The sequence below is a fragment of the Stutzerimonas decontaminans genome (assembly GCF_000661915.1).
Classification (GTDB): Bacteria; Pseudomonadota; Gammaproteobacteria; order Pseudomonadales; family Pseudomonadaceae; genus Stutzerimonas; species Stutzerimonas decontaminans.
In genome coordinates, this window is record NZ_CP007509.1 from 3,583,936 (window position 1) to 3,609,346 (window position 25,411).

22 protein-coding genes are annotated in these 25,411 nt (G+C 62.3%); 16 read left to right on the forward strand and 6 right to left on the reverse strand.

Annotation, left to right across the window (positions count from 1 at the left end):
- Positions 1-33 precede the first annotated feature (33 nt).
- The 3 genes from rfbD to UIB01_RS16595 all read right to left on the reverse strand — a co-directional run bounded on the left by rfbD (position 34) and on the right by UIB01_RS16595 (position 3,092).
- Complete coding sequence (gene rfbD / locus UIB01_RS16585; protein ID WP_038662921.1) at positions 34-954, reverse strand: dTDP-4-dehydrorhamnose reductase; 921 nt, start codon at positions 952-954, stop codon at positions 34-36.
- A gap of 258 nt (positions 955-1,212) precedes the next feature.
- Complete coding sequence (sfsA, locus tag UIB01_RS16590; protein ID WP_038662924.1) at positions 1,213-1,920, reverse strand: DNA/RNA nuclease SfsA; 708 nt, start codon at positions 1,918-1,920, stop codon at positions 1,213-1,215.
- The gene (locus UIB01_RS16595) at positions 1,920-3,092 is read right to left on the reverse strand and encodes a pyridoxal phosphate-dependent aminotransferase (protein ID WP_038662928.1); all 1,173 of its coding nucleotides are present in this window, start codon (positions 3,090-3,092) and stop codon (positions 1,920-1,922) included. Before UIB01_RS16595 ends, sfsA begins: the two co-directional genes overlap by 1 nt.
- Before the next feature lie 191 nt (positions 3,093-3,283).
- On the opposite strand from UIB01_RS16595, the gene dksA reads away from it, so the two are divergent.
- The 16 genes from dksA to UIB01_RS16675 all read left to right on the forward strand — a co-directional run bounded on the left by dksA (position 3,284) and on the right by UIB01_RS16675 (position 22,041).
- Positions 3,284-3,730: an RNA polymerase-binding protein DksA gene (gene dksA, locus UIB01_RS16600; protein ID WP_038662931.1), complete on the forward strand. Its 447-nt coding sequence runs from the start codon at positions 3,284-3,286 to the stop codon at positions 3,728-3,730.
- Positions 3,731-3,819: 89 nt separating this feature from the next.
- The gene (gene gluQRS / locus UIB01_RS16605) at positions 3,820-4,725 is read left to right on the forward strand and encodes a tRNA glutamyl-Q(34) synthetase GluQRS (RefSeq protein WP_038662934.1); all 906 of its coding nucleotides are present in this window, start codon (positions 3,820-3,822) and stop codon (positions 4,723-4,725) included.
- A gap of 107 nt (positions 4,726-4,832) precedes the next feature.
- On the forward strand, positions 4,833-5,009 hold the full coding sequence (locus UIB01_RS23125) for a hypothetical protein (protein ID WP_003095129.1): 177 nt from the start codon (positions 4,833-4,835) through the stop codon (positions 5,007-5,009).
- Positions 4,993-7,947: a sensor histidine kinase gene (locus tag UIB01_RS16615; protein ID WP_038662937.1), complete on the forward strand. Its 2,955-nt coding sequence runs from the start codon at positions 4,993-4,995 to the stop codon at positions 7,945-7,947. Before UIB01_RS23125 ends, UIB01_RS16615 begins: the two co-directional genes overlap by 17 nt.
- A gap of 61 nt (positions 7,948-8,008) precedes the next feature.
- A complete protein-coding gene (locus UIB01_RS16620) occupies positions 8,009-9,421 on the forward strand; it encodes a sigma-54-dependent transcriptional regulator (protein ID WP_038662942.1) in 1,413 nt (470 codons plus the stop codon).
- A gap of 732 nt (positions 9,422-10,153) precedes the next feature.
- A complete protein-coding gene (locus UIB01_RS16625; RefSeq protein WP_038662945.1) occupies positions 10,154-11,548 on the forward strand; it encodes a polynucleotide adenylyltransferase PcnB in 1,395 nt (464 codons plus the stop codon).
- A 1-nt stretch (position 11,549) separates the two neighbouring features.
- Entirely contained in the window at positions 11,550-12,077 is a 528-nt protein-coding gene (folK, locus tag UIB01_RS16630) for a 2-amino-4-hydroxy-6-hydroxymethyldihydropteridine diphosphokinase (protein WP_038662948.1), read from the forward strand.
- 126 nt (positions 12,078-12,203) lie between these two features.
- Positions 12,204-13,004: a 3-methyl-2-oxobutanoate hydroxymethyltransferase gene (gene panB / locus UIB01_RS16635; RefSeq protein WP_038662951.1), complete on the forward strand. Its 801-nt coding sequence runs from the start codon at positions 12,204-12,206 to the stop codon at positions 13,002-13,004.
- A complete protein-coding gene (panC, locus tag UIB01_RS16640; RefSeq protein WP_038662955.1) occupies positions 13,001-13,861 on the forward strand; it encodes a pantoate--beta-alanine ligase in 861 nt (286 codons plus the stop codon). The genes panB and panC overlap by 4 nt, the downstream gene beginning before the upstream one ends.
- A gap of 84 nt (positions 13,862-13,945) precedes the next feature.
- Positions 13,946-14,326, forward strand: a complete 381-nt coding sequence (panD, locus tag UIB01_RS16645) for an aspartate 1-decarboxylase (protein WP_014597581.1) — start codon at positions 13,946-13,948, stop codon at positions 14,324-14,326.
- A 362-nt stretch (positions 14,327-14,688) separates the two neighbouring features.
- Positions 14,689-16,353 (forward strand): glucose-6-phosphate isomerase, encoded by a 1,665-nt coding sequence (gene pgi, locus UIB01_RS16650; protein WP_038662958.1) that lies wholly within the window; start codon positions 14,689-14,691, stop codon positions 16,351-16,353.
- Positions 16,354-16,485: 132 nt separating this feature from the next.
- Complete coding sequence (locus tag UIB01_RS16655) at positions 16,486-17,361, forward strand: oxygenase MpaB family protein (RefSeq protein ID WP_038662961.1); 876 nt, start codon at positions 16,486-16,488, stop codon at positions 17,359-17,361.
- Positions 17,362-17,425: 64 nt separating this feature from the next.
- A complete protein-coding gene (locus UIB01_RS16660) occupies positions 17,426-18,442 on the forward strand; it encodes a class I SAM-dependent rRNA methyltransferase (protein WP_038662964.1) in 1,017 nt (338 codons plus the stop codon).
- 85 nt (positions 18,443-18,527) lie between these two features.
- Complete coding sequence (locus UIB01_RS16665; RefSeq protein WP_038662967.1) at positions 18,528-21,419, forward strand: DUF748 domain-containing protein; 2,892 nt, start codon at positions 18,528-18,530, stop codon at positions 21,417-21,419.
- Positions 21,419-21,715 carry a DUF2845 domain-containing protein gene (locus tag UIB01_RS16670; RefSeq protein WP_038662970.1) on the forward strand — a complete coding sequence of 99 codons (297 nt, stop codon included), beginning with the start codon at positions 21,419-21,421 and terminating at the stop codon, positions 21,713-21,715. Before UIB01_RS16665 ends, UIB01_RS16670 begins: the two co-directional genes overlap by 1 nt.
- A 17-nt stretch (positions 21,716-21,732) precedes the next feature.
- A complete protein-coding gene (locus tag UIB01_RS16675) occupies positions 21,733-22,041 on the forward strand; it encodes a DUF2845 domain-containing protein (protein WP_038662973.1) in 309 nt (102 codons plus the stop codon).
- A gap of 75 nt (positions 22,042-22,116) precedes the next feature.
- Here the strand turns inward: UIB01_RS16675 and UIB01_RS16680 are convergent, their stop codons facing one another.
- The 3 genes from UIB01_RS16680 to rpsO form a co-directional block, all read right to left on the reverse strand.
- Positions 22,117-22,482 (reverse strand): BON domain-containing protein, encoded by a 366-nt coding sequence (locus UIB01_RS16680; protein WP_038662976.1) that lies wholly within the window; start codon positions 22,480-22,482, stop codon positions 22,117-22,119.
- A 269-nt stretch (positions 22,483-22,751) separates the two neighbouring features.
- Entirely contained in the window at positions 22,752-24,857 is a 2,106-nt protein-coding gene (pnp, locus tag UIB01_RS16685; RefSeq protein WP_038662980.1) for a polyribonucleotide nucleotidyltransferase, read from the reverse strand.
- A gap of 206 nt (positions 24,858-25,063) precedes the next feature.
- A complete protein-coding gene (rpsO, locus tag UIB01_RS16690; protein WP_038662983.1) occupies positions 25,064-25,333 on the reverse strand; it encodes a 30S ribosomal protein S15 in 270 nt (89 codons plus the stop codon).
- Positions 25,334-25,411 lie beyond the last annotated feature (78 nt).

The window sequence follows — 25,411 nt, forward strand, 5'->3', positions numbered from 1 at the left end:
CGCACGGCGGCCGGGCGACCGCCTCACATCGCATCAGGCGCGAAAGCTTCTTTCGCGAGCCACGGAGCGCTGCTCCTGCTGTTGCAGGGTCGCAATGACATCGGCCAGGTCGTCCTGCCAGGCGTGGAGTTTCAGGCCGAAGGTCGACTCGAAGCGACTGCAATCGAGCACCGACCAGGCCGGGCGACGAGCAGGCGTCGGATATTGCGCAGTTGCGATCGGCGATACCGTCGGCTGCCGCCCAAGCAGCCCGGCTCCCTCGCCCTGGCGGAAAATCTCGACGGCAAAGTCATACCACGAGCAGGCCGGCGCGCCGCTGTAGTGGTACACGCCCCAGGTGAGTTCAGCACCCGCGGCATGCCGCCGGGCCAGCTCCAGAAGCACCGCAGCGATTGTGCCAGCCTGGGTCGGGCAGCCGATCTGATCGCTCACCACACCAAGCGCGTCGCGCTGCCGTGCGAGGCGCAGCATGGTCTTGACGAAATTGTGCCCGTGCACGCCGTATACCCAACTGGTCCGCAGGATCAGATGGGCTGGCAGGCACGCCAGGATCGCCTCCTCCCCGGCCAGCTTACTCGCGCCATAAACGCCAGTCGGACCGGTTTCATCGCTCTCTGTATACGGGTGATTGGCCTCACCCGAAAATACGTAATCGGTGGAAATGTGAAACAACGGAATCCCAGCATGGTCGGCCGCCTCGGCGAGGTTGCGCGCACCGTCCCGGTTTACCGCATAGGCCTGCTCGCTATGGGATTCAGCATTGTCCACGTGGGTATAGGCCGCCGCATTGATAATCAGCCCAGGACGTTGACGCATCGCGGCTGTGACCTGTTCCGGCTTGGCAATATCCAGCTGCGCCCGCGCCGGGGCCAGCACTTCCAAGCCGAAACCTGCCGCTCGCTCAACAAGCTCTCGCCCCACTTGGCCACCAGCACCGCAAACGAGGATTCGCATTCTTTGTCGCCTCATCGATGACGCCAGCGCCAGGCACGGACGTCGGAAATCAGTTCTGCCCACGACGCCACGCGCACAGTCGCGGTGCCGCCAAGATGCCATCGAAACCGGAAGGACCGCGTCGTTACGCCGTAGCAAACAGCGGAGCAGAGCCTTCCCGTACGTGATGGATGTGGTTTCCAGCCTCGTTGAGGCCAGACGAAAGGCACTTTGTTCCCCGACCGCGCACAAAAAATTTCTCGCGCCGCCTGGAGGCGCTCAGAGCAACACCGGCAGCCGACCTGCAATGCGCAGCTCGAAGGGCGACAGCTCCACGCCGTAAGCCAACACTTCTACGCCGGCCGTCACCGCCTCTCGCAGCGCGGCGGCATATACCGGGTCGATTTCCTCCGCAGGTCGAACCGCTTCGACGCCGCTGAGATTCACGCAGTACAGCTGCACGGCGCGCACCCCAGCACGCGCCAGCGCCGCCAGCTCACGCAGGTGCCTGGCACCGCGCGCGGTTACCGCATCGGGAAACGCGGCAACCGCCGTATCGACGAAGCCGAGGGTGACGCTCTTGACCTCGACGAAGGCAGCGGTCCCGGCGTAATCGAGACGAAAATCCACCCGGCTGTTCTCGACGCCATAGGCCACCTCACGCTTGAGCGCTGTAAATCCCGCCAGTTCGGCAATCTGCCCGTTCAGCAGCGCCTCCTCGACCAGCGGATTGGCGCGTGCCGTATTCACGCATGCCAACCGTCCCTGCGGCGTCTCGACCAGCTCCCAGGTGCCCGGCAGCTTGCGCCGCGGATCGTTGCTGCGCTGAAACCACACCCGCGCACCTTCCCCCATGCAGTTGAGCATCGACCCGGTATTGGGGCAGTGAATGCACAACGCCTCACCCTCGTCGGTGATGATATCGGCGAGAAAGCGCTTGTAACGCCTGACCAGTCGGCCCTGCTCCAGCGGTTGAGCGAAGCGCATCAGGATTGCCAGCTGCGCAGGCCGCGGGCGATGCGCTCGACAGCCTGTTCCAGCCGCGGCAGGTCCTGTGTGTAGGCAAAGCGCACATGATGACCGGCCTGGAAACGACCGAAGTCCAGGCCCGGGGTAATCGCGACGAACTCGGTTTCCAGCATGTGCTGACAGAACGCGTAGGCATCGCCACCGAATGCGCTGATGTCGGCATAGAGATAGAACGCACCCTGCGGCTCGACTGCGATGCCGAAGCCAAGCTCGCGCAGGGCTGGCAGCAGGAAATCACGCCGGCGGGCGAACTCGGCACGGCGCGCCTCGAGAATTTCCAGCGTCGCCGGCTCGAAGCAGGCCAGCGCCGCATGCTGAGCCATGCTCGGCGCGCTGATGTAGAGGTTCTGCGCAAGCTTTTCCAGCTCTGGAACCGCAGCCGGTGGCGCTACCAGCCAGCCAAGGCGCCAGCCGGTCATGCCGAAATACTTGGAGAAACTGTTCAGCACGAAGGCGTCATCGTCGACTTCCAGCACGCTGGCCGCATCAACGCCATAGGTCAGTCCGTGATAGATCTCATCAACCAGCAGATGGCCGCCACGCTCTTTCAGCGCCGCGGACAGCCTGGCCAGTTCGTCACGCTCCAGCAGCGTGCCTGTCGGATTGGCCGGCGACGCGACCAGCGCACCGACGCTGTCGCGATCCCAGTAGCGCTCGACCAGCTCCGGAGTCAGCTGATAACGAACCTCCGGGCCGACCGGCACCAGTTGCGCGGCCCCTTCGACCAGGCGCAGAAAATGCCGGTTGCAGGGGTAACCCGGATCGGCGAGCAGCCAGTGCTTGCCGGGGTCCACCAGCAGGCTGGCAGCCAGCAGCAACGCGCCGGAGCCGCCGGGCGTAATCAGGATGCGCTCGGGGTCAATGGATAATCCGTAGCGCTGCGCATAGAAACCGGCAATGGCTTCACGCAGCTGCGGCAGGCCGCGCGCCGGGGTATAGCGCGTGTGCCCGGCGGCCAGCGCGGCCTGCCCTGCAGCGACGATGGGCGCCGCGGTGGTGAAGTCCGGCTCGCCGATTTCCAAATGAATGACGTCGTGGCCTTGAACTTGCAACTGGTTGGCCCGCTCCAAAAGCGCCATGACGTGGAAAGGTTCGATTGCGCGGCTGCGCGCACTGTATGACGAGGTCATCTGACCTTCCTGTTGAGAACGAAACGTGAATTCTACCCAAGGTCCCGATACTGCTGCAGTTACTGTTGGATTCGGGAGTAGCGCGCCCCGATCCGATCTGGTAAGTTCGCCCGCTTGCAGCCGCAGGGCCGGCACGGGCCGGCAAGGGACAAATCATCCTGCGCAATGGACATAGCGAGAGGCGTTCATCCATGCCCATTACCAAAGAAACACCGTCGAACAAGCAACTGATTCGCGCCTTCGAGCCCTATAAGGAAAGCAAGGGCGAGGAATATATGAGCGACAAGATGCGCGCCCACTTCACCGGCATCCTGAACAAGTGGAAAAAGGAGCTGATGGAAGAGGTCGATCGCACCGTGCACCACATGCAGGACGAGGCTGCCAACTTCCCCGATCCGGCCGATCGCGCCAGCCAGGAAGAAGAGTTCAGCCTGGAACTGCGCGCCCGTGACCGCGAGCGCAAGCTGATCAAGAAGATCGACGAGACGCTGCAGCTGATCGAAGACAACGAATACGGCTGGTGCGATTCCTGCGGCGTCGAGATCGGCATCCGCCGCCTGGAAGCCCGCCCCACCGCTACGCTCTGCATCGACTGCAAGACGCTGGCGGAGATCAAGGAAAAGCAGATCGGTTCCTGATCCCGAACGGGGCGCTTCGGCGCCCCGCTTCATTTCCAGCCCCTGCAGCCTTCATCCGCCCCGCCATCCCTGATCGCGCCGGCTCTGCCATGCCCTCTGCCAACCCTGCCCATCCCGAACGCTATGTCGGCCGCTTTGCCCCGACGCCTAGCGGCTATCTGCATTTCGGCTCGCTGGTCGCAGCCCTTGCTTCCTATCTCGATGCCCGCGCGGTGGGCGGTCGCTGGCTGCTGCGCATGGAAGATATCGACCCGCCACGGGAGATGCCCGGCGCGCAAAAGGCTATCGTCGATACGCTGCTCAGCTACGGCTTCGAGTGGGACGGCGAAATGCTGTGCCAGAGCGAGCGGCATGCCGCGTATCGGGCTGCGATCGAGCGACTGCTGGATGAAGGGCTAGCCTATGCCTGCACTTGCTCGCGCAAGCAGCTCGAAGCCTACCCGGGGCCCTATCCCGGCTTTTGTCGCGAGGCCAGGAACAGTCTCGACGATGCCGCCATCCGCCTGCGCGTGCCTGATCGCGAATACGCCTTCGTCGACCGTGTGCAGGGCGAGTTCCGCCAGCATCTGGGCCGCGAGGTCGGCGATTTCGTCATCCGCCGTCGCGACGGCCTGATCGCCTACCAGCTCGCCGTGGTGCTGGACGATGCCTGGCAAGGTGTCACGGATGTGGTGCGCGGCGCCGATCTGCTCGATTCCACGCCTCGCCAGCTCTACCTGCAAGAAGTGCTGGGCCTGCCACAGCCACGCTATCTGCACCTGCCGCTGATCATCCAGCCGGACGGCCACAAGCTGGGCAAGAGCTACCGCTCGCCACCGCTGCAGCCCCAAGAGGCCAGCCCACTGCTGCTACGCGCACTGCGCGCGCTCGGCCAGCAACCGAAGGCAGAGCTGGACGATGCACTGCCGACCGAGATCCTCGCCTGGGCGACCAGCCATTGGGATGCCGATCGAATCCCGCGCACCCGGACACTGGCTGAAGCACAGCTGCGCTGAGCTACCGGCAACGACGAAGCGGGACGCACGACTGGTTTTGCCCGCCGCTGGTGGCTTGCTACGTGCCGCTGCTCTACCATCGCCTCACTTCCGACACGAGACCCGGCATGTATATCTACCGACTGGTGCTGCTCCTGGTGGTGGGGATCTATCTGTTCTCCCCCGCCATCATGGACTGGTGGATCGACCCCAACGGAGCTTGGTATCGGCCCTACCTGCTGTGGCTGATCCTGATCGTGGTGACCTTCATTCTCCAGAGCCAGCGCGATGCAGACGAGCTTTAGCCTGAGCCAGCTGATCCTGATCAGCGCCGCCTACCTGTTCATGCTGTTCGGTGTGGCCTGGGTCAGCGAACGCGGCCTGATTCCACGCTGGATCATTCGCCATCCTCTGACCTACACCCTGTCGCTGGGCGTCTATGCCAGCGCCTGGGCGTTCTACGGCACCGTTGGCCTGGCCTATCAGTACGGCTATGGCTTCCTTGCCACGTACCTGGGCGTCTGCGGCGCCTTTCTGCTGGCGCCGGTGCTGCTCTACCCGATCTTGCGGATCACCCGCACCTACCAGCTTTCGTCGCTCGCCGACCTGGTGGCATTCCGCTTCCGCAGCACCTGGAGCGGCGCCCTGACCACCATCGTCATGCTGATCGGCATGCTGCCGTTGCTGGCCCTGCAGATCCAGGCGGTGGCCGATGCCATTGGCATCCTCACCCTGGAACCCCTGCAGGAACGCGTGGCGCTGGGCTACTGCCTGATGATCATGCTGTTCACCATCCTCTTCGGCGCCCGCCATATCGCCACCCGAGAAAAACATGAAGGCCTGGTGTTTGCCATCGCCTTCGAATCAATCGTCAAGCTGGTGACCTTCGGTGCGATCGGCCTCTATGCCCTTTATGTGGTATTCGGCGGCCCGCATCAGCTGGAGATCTGGCTGCTGCAGAACCAGTCGGCGCTGCAGGCATTGCACACGCCGTTGCAGGAAGGCCCCTGGCGCACGCTGCTGCTAGTGTTCTTCGCCTCGGCCATCGTGATGCCGCACATGTACCACATGACCTTCACCGAAAACCTCAACCCCCGTGGCCTGGTCAGCGCCAGCTGGGGCTTGCCGCTCTATCTGCTGCTGATGAGCCTGGCCGTGCCGCTGATTCTCTGGGCCGGACTGAAGCTGGGGGTGAGCACCAACCCGGAGTACTTCACCCTCGGCCTGGGGATTGCCGCGCAGAACGAGACCCTGGCGCTGCTCGCCTTCGTTGGTGGCCTGTCAGCGTCCAGCGGGTTGATCATCGTCAGCACCCTGGCGCTGTCGGGCATGGCACTCAACCATCTGGTGCTGCCGCTGTATCAGCCATCCAGCGAAGGCAACATCTACCGCTGGCTGAAGTGGACGCGGCGCAGTCTGATCTTCGCCATCATCATGGCCGGCTACGGCTTCTATCTGCTGCTGGGCGCCGAGCAGGACCTGTCCAATCTCGGCATCGTCGCCTTCGTCGCCACCCTGCAGTTCCTTCCAGGCGTGCTTTCGGTGCTCTACTGGCCGACCGCCAACCGCCGCGGCTATATCGCCGGTCTGCTGGGAGGCATCGGCGTCTGGGTGGTGACCATGCTGTTGCCGCTGGTAGGCAACTTGGATGGCTTCTATATCCCGCTGTTCAACGTCGTCTACGTGCTCGACGACACCAGCTGGCACCTGGCGGCGATCGCCTCGCTGGCGGTCAACGTGCTGGCGTTTTCGTTGTTCTCGATCTTCAGCGAAACCAGTCCCGAGGAGCAGAGTGCTGCCGAAGCCTGTGCCGTAGAAAATGTTCGCCGCCCGCAACGGCGCGAGCTGATGGCCGCCTCGCCACAGGAGTTCGCCACCCAGCTGGCCAAGCCTCTCGGCGCCAAGACCGCCCAGCGCGAAGTGGAGCAGGCACTACGCGACCTGCAACTGCCCTTCGACGAACACCGCCCCTACGCGCTGCGTCGTCTGCGCGACCGTATCGAAGCCAACCTTTCCGGACTGATGGGCCCGAGCGTGGCCCAGGACATCGTCGAGAACTTCCTGCCCTATAAAAACGGCGCCGAGGGCTACATCACCGAGGACATCCATTTTATCGAGAGCCGCCTGGAGGAATATCACTCGCGCCTGACCGGCCTGGCCGCTGAGCTCGATGCGCTGCGCCGCTACCACCGCCAGACCCTGCAGGAGTTGCCCATGGGGGTCTGCTCGCTGGCCAAGGATCAGGAAATTCTCATGTGGAACCGGGCGCTCGAGGAGCTGACCGAAATTCCGGCGCTGCAAGTGGTCGGCTCCCGTCTCTCGACCATCGCCGAGCCCTGGCGCAGTCTGCTGAGCAACTTCATCGAACAGGCCGACGAACACCTGCACAAGCAGCGCCTGGCACACAATGGCCATCGGCGCTGCCTCAACCTGCACAAGGCCGCGATTGCCGAGCCGCTGGCGCCGGGCAACAGCGGTCTGGTGCTGCTGGTCGAAGACCTGACCGAAACCCAGCAACTCGAAGACCGCCTGGTGCACTCCGAGCGCCTGGCCAGTATCGGACGCCTGGCCGCTGGCGTGGCGCATGAGATCGGCAACCCGATCACTGGCATCGCCTGCCTGGCGCAGAATCTGCGGGACGAGCGCGAAGGCGACGGCGAGATCGTCGAGATCAGCGGCCAGATCATCGAGCAGACCAAGCGCGTGTCGCGCATCGTGCAATCGCTGATGAGCTTCGCCCATGCCGGCGAGCGCCAGCACCAGCTGTATCCGGTGAGCCTGGCGCAAGCCACGCAGGATGCCATCGGCCTGCTCTCGCTCAACCGCAACCGCACCGAGGTGCAGTACGTCAACATCTGCGATCCGACACACTTCGCCGAAGGCGATCCACAGCGCCTCGCCCAGGTGCTGATCAACCTGCTCTCCAATGCCCGCGACGCGTCGCCGCAAGGCGGCGTGATCCGCATCAGCAGCGAAGTTGCCGAGCAGACGGTGTACCTGACCGTCGAAGACGAGGGCAGCGGCATTCCCAAGGACATTCAGGACCGGCTATTCGAGCCATTCTTCACCACCAAGGACCCCGGCGAAGGCACCGGCCTGGGCCTCGCGCTGGTCTATTCGATCATTGAAGAGCATTATGGCCAGATCGATATCGACAGCCCGGCCGACCCGGAAACACAACGCGGCACCCGTTTTCGCATCACCCTGCCGCGGCATGTCGAAGCGTCCCATGCCGTAAGTTGAAGAGGCACCTGCCGTACCGGCGCTGCGCCGGTTCTGCCTCCAGACCGTCGAGAGAGTACTGATGTCACACATTCTGATCGTCGAAGACGAAACCATCATCCGCTCCGCGCTGCGACGCCTCCTCGAGCGCAACCAATACGAGGTCAGCGAAGCCGGTTCGGTGCAGGAAGCGCAGGAGCGCTACAGCATTCCGGGTTTCGACCTCATCGTCAGTGACCTGCGCTTGCCCGGCGCCCCCGGCACCGAGCTGATAAAGCTCGCCGAAGGCACACCAGTGCTGATCATGACCAGCTATGCCAGTCTGCGCTCGGCGGTGGACTCGATGAAGATGGGCGCGGTCGACTACATCGCCAAGCCGTTCGACCATGACGAGATGCTGCAGACCGTGGCACGCATTCTCAGTGACCATCAGCACAGCACCTCCACACAGGCACAACCTGCGCGCAGTGCGAGCACTGCAGCAGGCGACGCCGGCCGGGACGACATCGGCATCATCGGTCACTGCGCGCCCATGCAGGATCTGTTCGGAAAGATCCGCAAGGTCGCGCCGACCGACTCCAACGTCCTGATCCAGGGCGAATCGGGCACCGGCAAGGAACTGGTCGCCCGCGCGCTGCACAACCTCTCGCGGCGCGCCAAGGCGCCGATGATTTCGGTCAACTGCGCCGCCATCCCGGAAACGCTGATCGAATCCGAACTGTTCGGCCATGAGAAGGGGGCCTTCACTGGCGCCAGCGCTGGCCGCGCCGGCCTGGTTGAAGCCGCCGACGGCGGCACGCTGTTCCTCGACGAGATCGGCGAGCTGCCGCTCGAAGCCCAGGCACGCCTGCTTCGGGTCCTGCAGGAAGGCGAAATTCGCCGGGTTGGCTCGGTGCAATCGCAGAAGGTCGATGTGCGTCTCATCGCCGCCACTCACCGCGACCTGAAAACCCTGGCCAAGACCGGGCAGTTCCGTGAAGACCTCTACTACCGGCTGCACGTCATCGCACTCAAACTACCTCCGCTGCGCGAGCGCGGCAGTGACGTACTGGAGATCGCCAAGGCTTTCCTCGCACGCCAGGGCGAACGCATGAACAGCGACGACATGCATTTTTCCCGCGACGCAGAACAGGCTATTCGTCACTACTCTTGGCCCGGTAACGTGCGCGAGCTGGAAAACGCCATCGAGCGCGCGGCGATTCTCAGCGAAAGCCCGGAGATCGATGCCGAGCTGCTGGGCATCGATATCGAGCTCGATGAACTGGACGACGATTTCGACGAGCCCCTTGGCACCATTCGCGGAATTGCCACCGGCAATGAGCCGACCGAAGACCTCTCGCTAGAGGACTACTTCCAGCACTTCGTACTGGAACATCAGGACCACATGACGGAAACCGAGCTGGCGCGCAAGCTCGGCATCAGCCGCAAATGCCTATGGGAACGCCGCCAGCGCCTGGGCATCCCGCGGCGCAAGTCGAGTAGCACAGCTGGGTAATCTGTTACCGCCTTGCCATGACTCGTAACAAAAACCGGGAGCAACGGTAACGCTGCCCCGGTTTTTTCTTGCCCGCGCCGACCCACCAAATCCTCAAGCCACTGATATATAACGATTTTCAAAAACTGGCACGGCAACTGCTTTCTAAATGGCACAACAACAATAACAAGCAGATCCCACAATAAGAACAAGACGTAACGGCTCCAGCAAAATAACGACAAGAAGGCGGAGGCGCAGCTAACTGATTCTTTTGGAGAGGACATGCCACGGGGTTCGCCCCACGACCAGGCCGAGAACAATAAAAACTGCATCAAGCAGGGCCCGCACTGGTTGGATCGAAGATCAAGGCAATGTCAGCGACCAAAGAAATCCGTTTGCTATTAGCTCCTAGTACAGGAGCAATCTCGACGGCCATGGCCCAAGAGAGCAGGCGAACAACAAGAACAGCAACGCCTACTAATAACAATAAAAGCACGCGACATTATTCAGAGGGGAGCTTCGGCTCCCCTTTGTGCTATTCGGGATTTCCCATTTTCGTTCACCGCAGCCCGATGATCGTCGCTGCCGTGCTACCTCGCCCCCGCCAAGCACTGCCTGCGTGACGCGGCGCACGATGCTTTTTGACACCTCTCCGCGCATCGTTCAACATCGACCACTCTCGGTGCTAGAATCCGCGCAGGTTTCGCGGCCATTCGCGACACCGGCCCGTCTTCCGCCACACAGTTGCCCCTCATGCTGAAAAAGCTGTTCCAGTCTTTTCGTCTTCCTCTGCGCCGCATCCCGCATCCTCGCCGCACACCTGAAATTCTGTCCAGCCGGCAGCATTCCCTGCATCGCAACGAGATCAGTCGTTATGCGGTGAGCGTGGTCGAGCGCCTGCAACAGGCCGGTTACGAGGCTTATGTCGTGGGCGGCTGCGTGCGCGATCTGCTGTTGCAGCTGAATCCCAAGGACTACGACGTCGCCACCAGCGCAACGCCCGAGCAGGTTCGCGCCGAGTTCCGCAACGCGCGGGTGATCGGCCGCCGGTTCAAGCTGGTACACGTGCATTTCGGCCGCGAAATCATCGAAGTCGCTACCTTCCGCGCCAACCACCCGGACGAGGATGACGATGACGCCAGTCACCTGGCCTCGCGTAACGAGAGCGGACGCATCCTGCGTGACAACATTTATGGCAGCCTCGAGGACGACGCCCAGCGCCGCGATTTCACCATCAATGCGCTGTATTACGATCCGACCACCGAGCGCATCCTCGATCACACCCGCGGCGTGCACGACATCCGCAATCGCCTGATCCGCCTGATCGGCGATCCCGAGCAGCGCTACCAGGAAGATCCGGTACGCATGCTGCGTGCGGTGCGTTTCGCTGCCAAACTCGACTTCGAGATCGAGCGCCACAGTGCCGAGCCCATCGTTGACCTTGCCGATCTGCTCGACGGCATTCCCTCGGCGCGGCTGTTCGACGAGGTGCTCAAGCTGTTCCTCGGCGGCAAGGCCGAGCGCACCTTCGAACTGCTGCTCGAATATGACCTCTTCGCCCCGCTGTTTCCGGCCAGCGCCGCGGCGCTCGAACGCAACCCGGAATATGCCGGTACGCTGATCCGCAACGCTCTGGCCAATACCGATCTGCGCATCCAGCAGGGCAAACCGGTAACCCCCGCATTCCTCTTCGCCGCGCTGCTTTGGCCAGCCCTGCCCGCTCGCGTGCTGGAACTGCAGGATCGCGGCATGCCACCGATCCCGGCGATGCAGGAGGCTGCACACGACATCATCTGGGAGCAGTGCCAGCGCACTGCGATTCCCAAGCGTTTCACCATGCCCATGCGCGAGATCTGGGACATGCAGGAACGTCTGCCCCGCCGCCAGGGTCGCCGCGCAGATCAGCTGTTGGAGAACCCGCGCTTCCGTGCCGGCTACGACTTCCTCCTGCTGCGCGAAAGTGCCGGGGAGCAAACTGGAGGCCTGGGCGACTGGTGGACCGAGTACCAGGACGCCAGCGACAGCGAACGCCGCAACATGATCCGCGGCCTGAGCAACAAGGAAGAAGCCGGCGGAGCGAAGAAGCGTCGTCGCGGCGGGCGCCGCCGTCGGGCTCCGGGCGACAATGCCGGCACTCCGGCCGAGTAAGATGGAACGTGTCTATATCGGCCTGGGCAGCAACCTGGCCGAGCCGCAACAGCAACTACGCGGCGCCCTGCAAGCGCTGGCCGAGCTCCCGTATAGCCGCCTGGCCGCAGTCTCGTCGCTCTATGGCAGTGACCCGCTCGGGCCAGCTGACCAACCGCGTTACGTCAACGCTGTTGCTGCACTGGATACCAGCCTCGCACCGCTTGCCCTGCTCGACGCGCTACAGCGCATCGAACTGGCCCAGGGCCGCGAACGCAAAGCTGAACGGTGGGGGCCGCGCACCCTGGATCTGGACATCCTCCTGTTCGGCGAGCGGCTGATCGACGAGCCGCGTCTCACGGTTCCGCACTATCACATGCAGGCTCGGGCGTTCGTGCTCTATCCATTAGCCGAGATCGCCCCGGCAGAGCTGGTCCTGCCCGACGGCCGGACGCTCGTTGACCTGCTCGCAGCCTGCCCGTTCAGCGGCCTGGAGCGGCTCGGCGATGCGAGTGTCACCGCCGCGGTAACGAACGTAACGCGCGGGTAACACTCGCGATTGACTTACTCTGCTGCCGCCGGGACTATAAGCGCCCTCTGCCACCAGCGGCCGTAGCACCCTTTCGGTGCGCCGCCCGGCAATCCTGACCTCCGAGGCTCGAAGAGGACGGCATTCATGCCAGACGTAACCCTGACCACGCTGCAAGGGCTCAAGCAGAAGGGCGAGAAGATCGTCATGCTTACCTGCTATGACGCCACCTTCGCCAAGACCGCCTGCGATGCGGGCGTCGAGATGCTCCTGATCGGCGACTCACTCGGCATGGTCCTGCAAGGTCACGACAGCACCCTGCCGGTTACCGTTGCCGACATGGCCTACCACACCGCCAGCGTCAAACGCGGTAACCGTGGTGCAATGATCGTCGCCGACCTGCCGTTCATGGCCAACGCCACCACCGAGCAGACCCTGAACAATTCAGCCGTGCTTATGCAGGCTGGCGCGCACATGATCAAGCTGGAAGGCACCGCCTGGCTGGCCGAGTCGATCCGCCTGCTGGCCGAGCGTGGCATTCCAGTCTGCGCACACATGGGCCTGACGCCACAGGCGGTCAACCTCTTCGGCGGCTACAAGGTACAAGGCCGCGAAGAGGCCCAGGCACAGCAAATGCTGGAAGACGCCCAAGCGCTGGAAGCAGCCGGTGCGGCCATGCTGCTGCTCGAATGCGTGCCCAGCGAACTGGCTGCACGCATCACCCGCGCGGTGCAGATTCCTGTGATCGGTATCGGCGCCGGTAGCGACACCGACGGCCAGGTGCTGGTGTTGCACGATATGCTCGGGCTTTCGCTCAGTGGCCGCGTACCGAAGTTCGTCAAGAACTTCATGCGCGAGCACGGTGACATCCCCTCCGCCATCGCCGGCTATGTAAAAGCCGTCAAGGCCACCGAATTTCCCGCAGCCGAGCACGGTTTCTCCGCATGAACATCGTCAAGACCATCGCCGACCTGCGCGCTGCGGTCGCCCGCGCGCGCAGCGACGGCAAGCGCATCGGCTTCGTGCCGACCATGGGCAACCTGCATGCCGGCCATATCGCTCTGGTGAAGAAGGCTGGTCAGCGTGCCGACTTCGTGGTCGCCAGCATCTTCGTCAATCCGCTGCAGTTCGGCCCCAACGAGGACCTGGACAGCTATCCGCGCACCCTCGCGGCGGATCAGGACAAGCTGTTCGAAGCCGGCTGCCACTTACTCTTTGCACCCAGCGTGGAAGAGATGTACCCGCACGGCCAAGCCCAACAGACCATTGTCCGCGTCCCTGGCGTATCGGAAGGCCTGTGTGGCGGCAGTCGTCCCGGACACTTCGACGGTGTCTCCACCGTGGTGACCAAGCTGTTCAACATGGTGCTGCCGGATCTTGCCGTGTTCGGGCAAAAGGACTACCAGCAGCTGGCCGTGATCCGCACCATGGTTCGCGACCTGAACATGCCGGTGCAGATCCTTTCCGAGCCAATCGTTCGGGCCGAAGACGGCTTGGCACTGTCTTCACGCAACGGTTATCTGAGCGCAGACGAGCGCGCCACCGCCCCGGTGCTGTATCGCTCGCTGAAAGAGCTCGAAACGGCGATCAGGGGTGGCCGCCGTGATTATCCTGCACTGATCGCCGAAGGCCTGAACGCGCTGCAGGCTGCCGGCCTGCGACCGGACTATCTGGAGATTCGCAACGCCGTCGATCTGCAGCCTGCGAGCGACGCTTCCACCGAAGTAGTCATCCTCGCCGCCGCCTACCTGGGCAAGACACGGCTGATCGATAACCAGCTGGTAGACATCCGCACATCGGCCTGATCCCAGCCAATTGCCCGCAGCCTTGATCACGTTCGAGGCTTAAGGCACACTCTGCGCCGCTTGCGCACCCCGGAGGACCCCGCCATGCACGCCATCATGCTCAAGGCCAAACTGCACCGCGCCCAGGTAACTCACTCGGTGCTCGATTATGAAGGTTCCTGCGCCATCGACGGCGAGTGGCTGGACCTGGCCGGCATCCGTGAATACGAACAGATCCAGATCTACAATGTCGACAACGGTGAACGCTTCACTACCTACGCCATCCGCGGCGAGGAAGGCTCGAAGATCATCTCGGTCAACGGTGCCGCCGCCCACAAGGCCGGTGTTGGCCATCGTCTGATCATTTGCGCCTACGCTCACTACAGTGAGGCCGAACTGGCTAATTTCAAACCGCATGTGCTGTACATGGGTGCCGACGGCGAGCTGAGCCACACCAGCAACGCCATTCCGGTACAGGTTGCCTGAGTCAGCATTCAGGCGCTGTCGAATAGAAGCCCGAAGTGTTCCGCACTTCGGGCTTTTTCGTTTGAATATGACTGAGCAGTCGATAAGCGATCGGGTAAAAGCAAAGGCATGGGCGCAATAGAAGACAATGGCCCGGAACAGAGTGGGGGTTTCCCCTGTCTGAGCTGTCTCTGATGGCATAGGATGTGCCTTCACCGGCTCGGTCAAAGCCGGGTTCGGCCAGCATCCGCAGCATTCAGGACGAGTGCCGGCGCGCCCGCACGGTCATACACATCACTGAATCCTGTCGCGGCCATTGCGCGCCAGATGCGCACTACCGCAAGGATTCAGCGGCCTGTCAAAGCAAAGGAAGCCGCATCACCATGAGCTATTACCAGCATCCGCTCGATGTCACCGGCCTGCCGTCCTGGAAGGCCTTGGAAGAACACCGCCTGGCCATGCAGAACTTCAGCATGCGCGAAGCATTCAAGGCCGACCCGACGCGTTTCGATGACTTGTCGGTTTCCTGTAGCGGCCTGTTTCTCGACTACTCGAAGAACCTCATCACCCCCGAAACCCGCACCTTGCTGGTAAACCTGGCCCGCGAGGCCGGTGTCGAGCGGGCAGCCCACGCGATGTTCGAAGGCGAGCGGATCAACGCCTCCGAGAACCGTCCGGTGTTGCATACCGCACTGCGCCGCCCGATGGGCGAGTCGGTGATGGTCGACGGCAAGAACATCATGCGCGACGTGCACACGGCGCTGGCGCAGATGACCGATATCGTTACCCGCATTCACAACAACCTGTGGCGCGGCTTCAGCGACAAGACCATCACCGACGTGGTGAACATCGGCATCGGCGGCTCCTTTCTCGGCCCGCAACTGGTCTCCGAGGCGCTGTTGCCATTCACCCAGCATGGCGTGCGCACGCATTACCTGGCGAACATCGACGGCAGCGAATTTCGCGAAGTAACCGCCAAGCTGAACGTTGAAACCACCCTGTTCATCATCTCCAGCAAGACCTTCGGCACCCTCGAGACGCTGAAGAACGCCCAGGCGGCCCGCAACTGGTATCTGGGCAAGGGTGGCACCGAGGAAAAGCTCTACCGCCATTTCATCGCAGTCACCAGCAACAAGCAGGCGGCAATGGAATTCGGCATTCGCGAGAAGAACATCTTCCCGATGTGGGACTGGGTCGGCGGCCGCTACTCGCTGTGGTCGGCTATCGGCCTGCCCATTGCCCTTGCGATCGGCATGTCCAACTTCAAGGATCTGCTGTCTGGCGCCTACAGCATGGACCAGCATTTCCTCAGCGAGCCGTTCGAAAGCAACATGCCGGTGCTGCTGGCAATGCTGGGCATTTGGTACCACAACTTCTGGGGCGCGCAGAGCTACGCCTTCCTGCCCTACGACCATTACCTGCGCAACTTCGTCAAACACCTGCAGCAGATGGACATGGAGTCCAACGGCAAGAGTGTCCGCCAGGACGGCACGCCGGTTTCCTGCACCACCGGCCCGGTCATCTGGGGCGGCGTTGGTGCCAACGGCCAGCACGCCTACCATCAGTTGCTGCACCAGGGCACACCGCTGATTCCGGCGGATTTTATCGTTCCAGTGGTCAGCCACAACCCGGTCGCCGATCACCACGAATGGCTCTACGCCAACTGCCTGTCGCAAAGCCAGGCGCTGATGCGCGGCAAGACGCGCGAGGAAGCCGAGGCTGAACTGCGCGCCAAGGGCTTGAGCGAAGCCGAGGTGCAGCGTCTTGCGCCGCACAAGGTGATTCCGGGCAACCGGCCGAGCAATACCGTGGTGATGGAGACCATCAGCCCCGGTCGCCTCGGCGCGCTGATCGCGCTGTACGAGCACAAGGTGTTCGTCCAGGGCGTGATCTGGGGAATCAACTCCTTCGATCAATGGGGCGTGGAACTCGGCAAGGATCTGGGCAAGGCCGTCTACAACCAGATGACCCGCTTCGACGCTGCGCCGGCAGAAGATGCCTCCACTCAGGGCCTGATCGACTTCTTCCGCGGACGCCATCGCGGCTGATCACACCACCCGACCGGACAGCGCGCTGCTGTCCGGCCTCTCCACCTTCACCCTTATTACCCCAGCCACTTGGCGAGCCCCTGCGCCGCTTCAGGTAACATCGCCGCTTGCCAAGCCAACAGCGCTGTCGCCATGGAATTCATCCGCCGTCATATCGAAACCCGCGTACTCAGCCTTACCGGCCTGGCGATCGGCGGTGTGGATTATGAAAACCCACCCGGCGACCCCGGCCTGTTCGGGCCTGATTCAGTCTGTTGGCGCGTGCACGGCGATTTCACTTCGATGATGGTCGGCGGAATCTCTGCACTTCTATTGCAGGCGTTGCACCCGTTGGCGCTATCGGGGGTGTGGGATCACTCGAATTTCCGCGAGGACCTGCTCGGCCGGCTGCGGCGCACCGGGCAATTCATCTCCGCCACGACGTTCGGCAGCCACGCCGATGCCGACCGACTGATCGAGCGCGTCCAACGCATTCATGCCGGTGTCTCCGGCACCGCACCGGACGGCCGGCCCTATGCGGCGTCCGACCCCGACCTGCTGACCTGGGTGCATGTAGCCGAGGTCAGCAGCTTCCTCAAATCCCACTTGCGTTACCTCAACCCGACGCTTTCCGCTGCCGAGCAGGATCGCTATTACGCTGAAGTCGCGCTGATCGCCGAGCGCCTCGGCGCCCAGGATGTACCGCGCTCACGCGCGCAGATCGAGGCTTACCTGCAGAGCGTTCGCCCACAGCTGCAGAGTGACGCGCGTGCACTGGAAATCCTGCAGATACTGCGCACGGCTCCCGCACCCAGCCCGGCGCTCCGGCCGTTCGGAACGCTGATGCTGCATGCGGGCGTCGAGCTGATGCCTGAATGGGCCGCGGCGATGCTTGGCCTGACATTGAGCGAACGCCGACGTCAGCTGATCCGCGCCGGCGTACGCAGTACTGCACCGATATTGCGCTGGGCCGTACGCAGCGGCTCGGTGCACCGCGCGCGCCGACGCATGGGCCTGCCATCACGCTAGCGCGAGGCAACCAGCGCAGCGATTCTTGGTAGACTGCGTGCCCTCCTATTTCGAGTCGCCGCGCATGTCATCCCTCGTCCAGGCGCTGCGCGCCGCCTTCGATACCCGCCGTCCGCTGCTCGATGAATTGCAGCAGCAAGACACCGATTGCTACCGACTGTTCCATGGCAGCCAGGAAGGCGCGGCCGGTCTGACGGTCGATCGCTACGGCCCGCAGCTTATGGTGCAAAGCTTCCATCGATCACTCGACGCGCAGGCGCTGCAAAGCATCCATGACGAAGCCACCGACTTCCTCGGGCAACCGTTGCAGTTCATCTACAACGATCGCTCGCAGAGCAATTCACGGATCGACCGCAGCGACCAGGCGCATCAGCCCGAAGGGGAGGCACTGGAAGAACAGGTCGCCCATGAGTGGGGCCTGCGCTATCGCATACGCGGTCGCCACAGCGGACAGGACCCACTGCTGTTTCTAGACCTGCGCAATGCCCGCGGCTGGGTCAAGCAGCACAGCGCCGGAAAGTCGATGCTCAACCTGTTTTCCTACACCTGCGGCGTCGGCCTGTGCGCTGCCGCAGGCGGCGCGACGGACATCTGGAATGTCGACTTCGCCGAGCGCAACCTGGCAGTGGGCCGGGAGAATAGCGAACTGAACCCTTCCCTGCCGCCGATGCAGTTCGTGCATTCCGACTACTTCCCCGCCATCCGTCAGCTGGCTGGCCTGCCGGTCAGCGCCCGCCGCGGACGGGCCCTGCCGGACTACCCGCGCCTGGCACAACGTCAGTTCGACCTGGTACTGCTCGACCCGCCCGCCTGGGCACGCAGCGCCTTCGGCACGGTGGACCTGCTGCGCGATTATCAAAGCTTGCTCAAGCCGGCGTTGCTGGCCACCGCCGAAAACGGCGTGCTGATCTGTTGCAACAACCTAGCAAAGGTGTCGATGGACGACTGGCGAAACCAGGTCCTGCGCTGCGCCGAGAAAGCCGGCAGACCTGTACGCGAATGGCAGGTGCTGGCACCGGCTGCCGACTTCCCCTCCCGTGATGGGCTCGCACCATTGAAGACTCTAATTCTGCGGCTCTGAGCGCATTGCCCGCGTCGCTCGATTCGGGGAACCGCATGCCCGTGCCATACTCCAAGGCATCCATCCGCCAGGAATACTTCCGGTCATGCCCAATGGAATGAAGCGTGCGTTCACCGGCGTAGTGCTCGCGCTGATCTGCTACAGCCTGCTTGGCTTCCTGATCCTGCCGGGTATCGCCCAGCGCATCGCCAACCAGCAGCTGGCCGTCTATGCAACCGCACCGGCCAACCTGCAGCGCATCGAATTCAACCCGTTCACCCTTGAGCTTTCGCTGTTCGACCTGCACATCGGCGCGCAGGACGACCGCCAGCTGGCCTTCGAACGGCTCTACCTCGACCTGCAATGGGACAGCCTCTGGCAGCGGACCCTGCATCTGGCTGCAGTCGAGTTGTGGGCGCCGCATGTCGAGGCGCGCTTCGCCAAAGACGGCGCGCTCAATCTCAGCCAGCTGTTCGAGCTGCCTGAGGCGGAGCCAGCAACCCGCGAAGACGGCGAGGTCTTTCCGCTGCGGGTCGACCGGCTGCAGCTGATTCGCGGACATCTCGGCTTCGAGGATAAGCGGCCGAGCGAGCCCATTGTCCTGATCTACGACTCGCTGGACTTCGAGCTGCACAACCTGGCCACCCGCAGTGACGGCAGCGCCAATGCACGCCTCACTGCCAGCGGTCCGAGTGGCGGACGCATAGACTGGCAGGGCGACCTCAGCCTGCGGCCGCTGGCATCCCACGGTGAGCTACAAGTCAGCAAGCTGCAGCTCAAGGACTTCTGGCCCTATGTGCGCGACGCCGCACCGCTGATGCTCAAGGGTGGCAGCCTCGAACTCAGCACGAACTATCGCCTGGATCTCCATGACGGCTTCACGCTGACATTGGACGACGCCAGCGTGGGAATTGGGCAGCTGGCACTCGACAGCCCCGACGGGCGCAAGTTGGTTCGCCTGGAGCGGCTCGACCTGAGCGAAACCACACTGGATCTTGCCAAGCAGCAGGTCACCATCGGCAAGCTGCGCAGCCGCAACCTGGAGACCTGGGCCGCCCGTGAAGCCGACGGCGAGCTGGACTGGCAAAAACTATTCGCCTCGCCCCCGGATAAAGCAGGTGTCGCCCAGGCAGCCGCACAGGAAGAAACACAGCCGGACAGCGAACCCTGGCAGGTCCTGTTGCGCGACGCACAGCTACGCGACTACCGAGTGAATCTGGCCGACCGAGTCCCGGATGACGACGTTGAACTGGCACTCGGCCCGCTGAACCTGGACATCAGCAACTTCGACAGCCTCGGCAACAGTCCTTTCTCCCTGAAGCTGGACACCGGCGTCGGCAAGCAGGGCGCGGTCCAGGCTGACGGTCAGCTGCAGCTGAACCCCACAAGCGGCAAACTGGCGGTAACCACGCGGGACATTGATCTGCGCCTCGCCCAGGCCTACCTCAGCCCGCTGGTGCGTATCGAGCTGCGCAGCGGAATGCTGGCCAGCGAACTCGATATCGAGTTGCAGGGCACCGAGCCGTTAGCGTTCAGCGTGCGCGGCAGCATCGACGCGACGCAACTGCATACCCTCGACACGATCAACAACCGCGACCTCGTCAAATGGCAACGGCTGCAGCTCAGCGGTCTGGACTATCGCCACCCGAGCAGCTTGGCGATCGACAAGGTCGATCTGAGCCAGCCATATGCCCGTTTCATCATCAACCCGGACCTGAGCACCAACATCAACGACCTGCTGGTGCAACGCAGCGAACCGGCAAGCCCTGCGGAACAACAACAGGAAGAGGCGACCGACCCACTGGCCATTCGTATCGGCGGGATCAGCATTGCCAACGGCTCGGCGAACTTCGCCGATTTCAGCCTGCGGCCGCCCTTCGCTACTGCCATTCAGTCGCTCAACGGCGACATTGGCACGCTGGACAACCGGGCGCAGAAGGCTGCTTCGGTGGACATCGCCGGCAAAGTGGACCAGTACGCGCCGGTCAGTATCAAGGGCAGCCTGACACCGTTCGATCCATTGCAAAGTCTGGACATCGCCACCAGTTTCCGCCAGGTCGAGCTGACCACGCTGACGCCCTATTCCGGCAAATTCGCCGGTTACCGCATCCGCAAGGGCCGCCTCAACCTGGACCTGCACTACCGCATTAAGCAAGGCCGCCTGAACGCAGAGAACAAGGTGGTACTGGAGCAGCTGCAGCTTGGCGAGAAGGTCGACAGCCCTGACGCGGTAGATCTGCCCGTACGCCTGGCGGTTGCCTTGCTCAAGGACAGCAAGGGCACTATCTCTATCGAACTACCGGTACAGGGCGACCTGAACGACCCGCAGTTCAGCGTCATGCCGATCGTCTGGCAGACGCTGCGCAACCTCGTGGTGCGTGCGGCGCAGGCGCCCTTCAAGTTCATCGCGGGGCTGGCCGGTGGTGACGATACCGACCTCAGCCACATCGGTTTCGACCCGGCCAGCAGCGATCTGAATAGCGAAGCGCGCAAGGCTCTGGACACCCTGGCCACGGCGCTGAAAGAGCGTCCAGGCCTGCGCCTTGAGGTTGAGGGCATGAGTTCGGGCGCCATCGACGGCCCGCTGGTAGCCGAGCAGCGTTTGCAACAGGAGCTGCGCGAAACCCAGTACCGCATCCTGCAGCGTCGCGGGGACAAGGTCCCGGCGGAGCCAGGTCAGATCCAGATCGAGGCGGAAGATGAAGCGCCGTTACTCGAAGGTATCTACCGTAGTCGGCTTAGCCAGCAACCACCAAGCGAGTGGGCCGAGCTCGACCCCGAACAGCGCACCCAGCAGATGCGCCAGTCAGTGCTCGACTCCTGGGCTGACAATGCAGCGCTGCTACGTCGCCTCGCCCGTGAGCGCGCCGCCGCTATAAAGGGCTATCTGGTCGAGGCAGGCCTGGACTCCGAACGAGTCTATCTATTGGACACCGGCACCGCGGAGCAAGCGAGCGACGGAAAAGTAGCCACCGTATTGCACTTGGGGAGTGATTAATGACGGCGACAAGATATCTGGTCGGGGGCTTGTTATTGGTAGCCTTTACCAGCGCCCAGGCCGACACCATGCGCTGCGGCAGCCAACTGGTCACTACGGGGGATCGAGCCTTCGAAGTCGAACGCAAATGTGGCATGCCGCAACACCGTGATCTCGTTGGCTACACCCTGAGCCGCAACGACCGTCAGGAGTTTGCCCTGGAAGAATGGGTTTACGGCCCCCGCAACGGCATGCTCAGCATCCTCACATTCGAGGGCAATCGCCTGGTTCGAATCGAAACCCGCCGAGCCAACTGAACGCCTGGAGTCAGCCAATGAGCCGTCACCTACCCGCGTTACTACTCTTGCTGTCGCTGGGCAGCCTGCAAGCAGAGGCATCCTCGACTTATCGCTGTAACAGCCGCCTGGTAAGCCTGGACGCGACCACGGCAGAGGTTCGCAGCAAATGCGGGGAGCCGACCTCTAGCTCAATGGTCGGCTACAAGGAGATCATTGACGAATATGGCTATCGGCAGGAGGTATCAGTCGAGGAATGGGTCTATGGGCCGAACCATGGAATGCTCCATTTCTTGCGCTTCGAAGGTAGTCGGCTACGGAAGATCGACAGCCAGCGAGGAAACTAGCCAATAAAAAACCCCGCTATCAAGCGGGGTTTTCGTGCTCCGTCCCGCCAACAGCAAGCGGGGAAAAGAACTGTATCAATCTGCCGTTTTCAGGCCGTCAGCGGCGACATCACGAACGCCTTTGACGCTTTTGGCCTTGGCAATCGCGGCCTCTTTCTCAGCCTCGGTGGCTACAGTACCGGACAGCGACACGACGCCATCCTTGGTTTCCACTTCGATATCCATGCCCGGGGTGGCATCTTCAGCCAGCAGCGTGGACTTCACCTTGGTGGTGATCCAGGTATCGGAAGCGGCGTCACCTGCGTCATCCATGGTGTTGGCAGCGAGCATGACAGTGTCGGTCTTGTCGATTGCAGGCGTGTCGGCCAGCGCAGCACCGGCGAAGGGCAGGCTGAGAGCGGCGGCAATGGCGGCGGCGGTGAGGGTCTGAGTAGTCTTCATAGATGTCACTCCTGTTCTCGTGATTTCTGGGGCATGACTCCGGCCTCAGATGCACAGATAACAGCGCAAGCGGTGTGCCAACTCGGTCACATATTTTTTATCAACAAAATCAATAGGTTACGGTTATCTAAAAATCCAGCCGAGTTGCACATTGCAAGTTTGCGCGTACCGCTGCTTGCAAGTTGCAATATCGGAAGGCCCGGCGGGCGCGTGGCGGACAGGCAAACAAAAAGGGCCCAGAGGGCCCTTTTTGTTTACTGCCAGTTGCGTCAGACGCCCGAAGCTTCCGCCGCAGCCACGTCCTTGATGGACAGCTTGATACGGCCGCGGTTATCCACGTCCAGTACCAGTACCTTCACTTCCTGACCTTCCTTCAACACGTCGGTGACTTTCTCGACACGCTGATCGCTCAACATCGAGATATGCACCAGGCCGTCCTTGCCAGGCAGGATGTTGACGAACGCGCCGAAGTCAACGATCCGCTCAACCTTACCGACGTAGATCTTGCCGATCTCGGCCTCGGCAGTGATGCCAAGAACGCGCTGCTTGGCGGCTTCTGCAGCCTCCTTGGTTTCACCGAAGATCTTGATCGAGCCATCGTCCTCAATGTCGATCGAGGCTTTGGTTTCCTCGCAGATGCTGCGGATGGTAGCGCCACCCTTGCCGATGACATCGCGGATCTTATCCTGGTCGATCTTCATCGCGATCATGGTCGGAGCGTTGGCCGACAATTCGGTACGCGACTGACCGATGACCTGATTCATCTGACCAAGAATGTTCAGGCGGGCTTCCAGAGCTTGCTCCAGAGCCTGCTCCATGATCTCTTCGGTGATGCCCTGGATTTTGATGTCCATCTGCAGTGCGGTAACGCCTTTGGCGGTACCGGCCACCTTGAAGTCCATGTCGCCGAGATGATCTTCATCGCCAAGGATGTCGGTCAGAACGGCAAACTTGTCACCTTCCTTGACCAGACCCATGGCAATACCGGCTACCGGTGCTTTCATCGGCACACCGGCGTCCATCAGGGCCAGGGAAGCACCGCAGACCGAGGCCATGGAGCTGGAACCATTGGATTCGGTGATTTCCGAAACCACGCGAATGGTGTACGGGAATTCGTCAGCGCTCGGCAGCATGGCAGCAACCGAACGACGAGCCAGGCGGCCGTGACCGATTTCGCGGCGACCGGTAGCGCCCATACGACCGCACTCGCCCACCGAGTAAGGCGGGAAGTTGTAGTGCAGCATGAAGGGATCTTTCTTCTCGCCTTCAAGGGTGTCGAGCAGCTGCGCGTCACGAGCAGTACCGAGGGTGGCCACGACCAGCGCCTGGGTTTCGCCACGGGTGAACAGAGCCGAGCCGTGGGTCTTGTCGAGTACGCCGACTTCGATATTCAAGCCACGCACAGTGCGGGTATCACGACCATCGATACGCGGCTTGCCGTTGACGATGTTTTCGCGAACGGTGCGGTACTCGATTTCGCCAAAGGCTTCTTTGACTTCGCCGGCAGACGGTTGGCCTTCCTCACCAGAGAACTTGGCAACCACCTGATCTTTCAGCTCGCCCAGACGCGCGTAACGGTCCTGCTTGATGATGATGGTGTAAGCCTGGGAGATCGCTTCGCCGAACTCGCTGCGGATGGCATCGAGCAGCGCGGTGTTTTCCGCTTTCGGCTGCCAGTCCCAACGCGGTTTGGCGGCTTCAGCAGCCAGCTCGGTCACAGCCTGGATCACAGCCTGGAATTCATCATGGGCAAACAGTACGGCGCCCAGCATCTGGTCTTCGGTCAGCTCTTTGGCTTCCGACTCAACCATCAGCACGGCGTCCTTGGTGCCGGCTACGACCATGTCCAGGCTGGAAGCCTTGAGCTGCTCGTAGTTCGGGTTCAGCAGGTAGCCGGTTTCCGGGTGGAAAGCGACGCGTGCAGCGCCGATCGGGCCATTGAAGGGAATGCCGGAAATTGCCAGCGCAGCGGAAGTACCGATCATCGCAGCGATGTCCGGATCGGTCTTCTTGCTAGTCGATACGACGGTGCAGATGACCTGGACTTCGTTCTGGAAGCCTTCCGGAAACAGCGGGCGGATCGGACGGTCGATCAGGCGCGAGGTCAGCGTTTCCTTTTCGGAAGGACGCGCTTCGCGCTTGAAGAAGCCGCCAGGGATTTTTCCGGCAGCGTAGGTTTTTTCCTGATAGTGGACCGAGAGCGGGAAAAAGCCCTTGCTCGGATCAGCGGTTTTGGCACCGGTGACTGCGACCAGCACGGTCACGTCGTCATCAACGGTCACCAGTACGGCGCCACTGGCCTGACGGGCAATACGGCCAGTCTCGAGAGTTACGGTCGACTGACCGAATTGAAATTTCTTGATTACCGGGTTCACGGTGGTTCCTTCTCTATGTTGCCTTGGGGGAAACTTTGTCACGCCTCACGGGCCATGCCACGCGCGAAGCGCCTTATTCGAATTCTTGGGCAGTGCCGGGTATCGAACCCGAGCGCTGTCCAGAGGTGTAGCTCTGAAAGGCAAAAGCTGGAAGCAGGGACGAGCCCCACTTCCAGCTTCGGCATTCAGCTTCGCACCAGCATCGCTTAGCGACGCAGACCCAGACGACCGATCAGGGCGCTGTAACGAGTGGTGTCCTTACCCTTCAGGTAATCCAGCAGCTTGCGGCGCTGGTTAACCATACGGATCAGACCACGACGCGAGTGGTGATCTTTACCGTTGGCCTTGAAGTGGCCTTGCAGCTTGTTGATGTTGGCGGTCAGCAGGGCAACCTGCACTTCCGGAGAACCGGTATCGCCTTCAGCTTGCTTGTACTCGTCAACGATCTGGGCTTTTTCTTCAACGCTCAGTGCCATGATGGGCTCCTAGAGTGAACAGGCCGGGAATCATCCCGTGTTTAATAAAGAGAAATGACCGTGCCTGCTGACAGCCAC

What these genes read in the sequence shown, in the direction of transcription:
- rpsO (WP_038662983.1), bottom strand. Translation starts at nt 25,333, where the DNA reads ATGGCACTGAGCGTTGAAGAAAAAGCCCAGATCGTTGACGAGTACAAG.
- UIB01_RS16625 (WP_038662945.1), top strand. Translation starts at nt 10,154, where the DNA reads ATGCTGAAAAAGCTGTTCCAGTCTTTTCGTCTTCCTCTGCGCCGCATC.
- UIB01_RS23125 (WP_003095129.1), top strand. Translation starts at nt 4,833, where the DNA reads ATGTATATCTACCGACTGGTGCTGCTCCTGGTGGTGGGGATCTATCTG.
- UIB01_RS16620 (WP_038662942.1), top strand. Translation starts at nt 8,009, where the DNA reads ATGTCACACATTCTGATCGTCGAAGACGAAACCATCATCCGCTCCGCG.
- UIB01_RS16680 (WP_038662976.1), bottom strand. Translation starts at nt 22,482, where the DNA reads ATGAAGACTACTCAGACCCTCACCGCCGCCGCCATTGCCGCCGCTCTC.
- UIB01_RS16665 (WP_038662967.1), top strand. Translation starts at nt 18,528, where the DNA reads ATGCCCAATGGAATGAAGCGTGCGTTCACCGGCGTAGTGCTCGCGCTG.
- UIB01_RS16670 (WP_038662970.1), top strand. Translation starts at nt 21,419, where the DNA reads ATGACGGCGACAAGATATCTGGTCGGGGGCTTGTTATTGGTAGCCTTT.
- pgi (WP_038662958.1), top strand. Translation starts at nt 14,689, where the DNA reads ATGAGCTATTACCAGCATCCGCTCGATGTCACCGGCCTGCCGTCCTGG.
- panD (WP_014597581.1), top strand. Translation starts at nt 13,946, where the DNA reads ATGCACGCCATCATGCTCAAGGCCAAACTGCACCGCGCCCAGGTAACT.
- dksA (WP_038662931.1), top strand. Translation starts at nt 3,284, where the DNA reads ATGCCCATTACCAAAGAAACACCGTCGAACAAGCAACTGATTCGCGCC.
- UIB01_RS16595 (WP_038662928.1), bottom strand. Translation starts at nt 3,092, where the DNA reads ATGACCTCGTCATACAGTGCGCGCAGCCGCGCAATCGAACCTTTCCAC.
- panC (WP_038662955.1), top strand. Translation starts at nt 13,001, where the DNA reads ATGAACATCGTCAAGACCATCGCCGACCTGCGCGCTGCGGTCGCCCGC.
- UIB01_RS16615 (WP_038662937.1), top strand. Translation starts at nt 4,993, where the DNA reads ATGCAGACGAGCTTTAGCCTGAGCCAGCTGATCCTGATCAGCGCCGCC.
- folK (WP_038662948.1), top strand. Translation starts at nt 11,550, where the DNA reads ATGGAACGTGTCTATATCGGCCTGGGCAGCAACCTGGCCGAGCCGCAA.
- sfsA (WP_038662924.1), bottom strand. Translation starts at nt 1,920, where the DNA reads ATGCGCTTCGCTCAACCGCTGGAGCAGGGCCGACTGGTCAGGCGTTAC.
- rfbD (WP_038662921.1), bottom strand. Translation starts at nt 954, where the DNA reads ATGCGAATCCTCGTTTGCGGTGCTGGTGGCCAAGTGGGGCGAGAGCTT.
- panB (WP_038662951.1), top strand. Translation starts at nt 12,204, where the DNA reads ATGCCAGACGTAACCCTGACCACGCTGCAAGGGCTCAAGCAGAAGGGC.
- UIB01_RS16675 (WP_038662973.1), top strand. Translation starts at nt 21,733, where the DNA reads ATGAGCCGTCACCTACCCGCGTTACTACTCTTGCTGTCGCTGGGCAGC.
- UIB01_RS16660 (WP_038662964.1), top strand. Translation starts at nt 17,426, where the DNA reads ATGTCATCCCTCGTCCAGGCGCTGCGCGCCGCCTTCGATACCCGCCGT.
- UIB01_RS16655 (WP_038662961.1), top strand. Translation starts at nt 16,486, where the DNA reads ATGGAATTCATCCGCCGTCATATCGAAACCCGCGTACTCAGCCTTACC.
- gluQRS (WP_038662934.1), top strand. Translation starts at nt 3,820, where the DNA reads ATGCCCTCTGCCAACCCTGCCCATCCCGAACGCTATGTCGGCCGCTTT.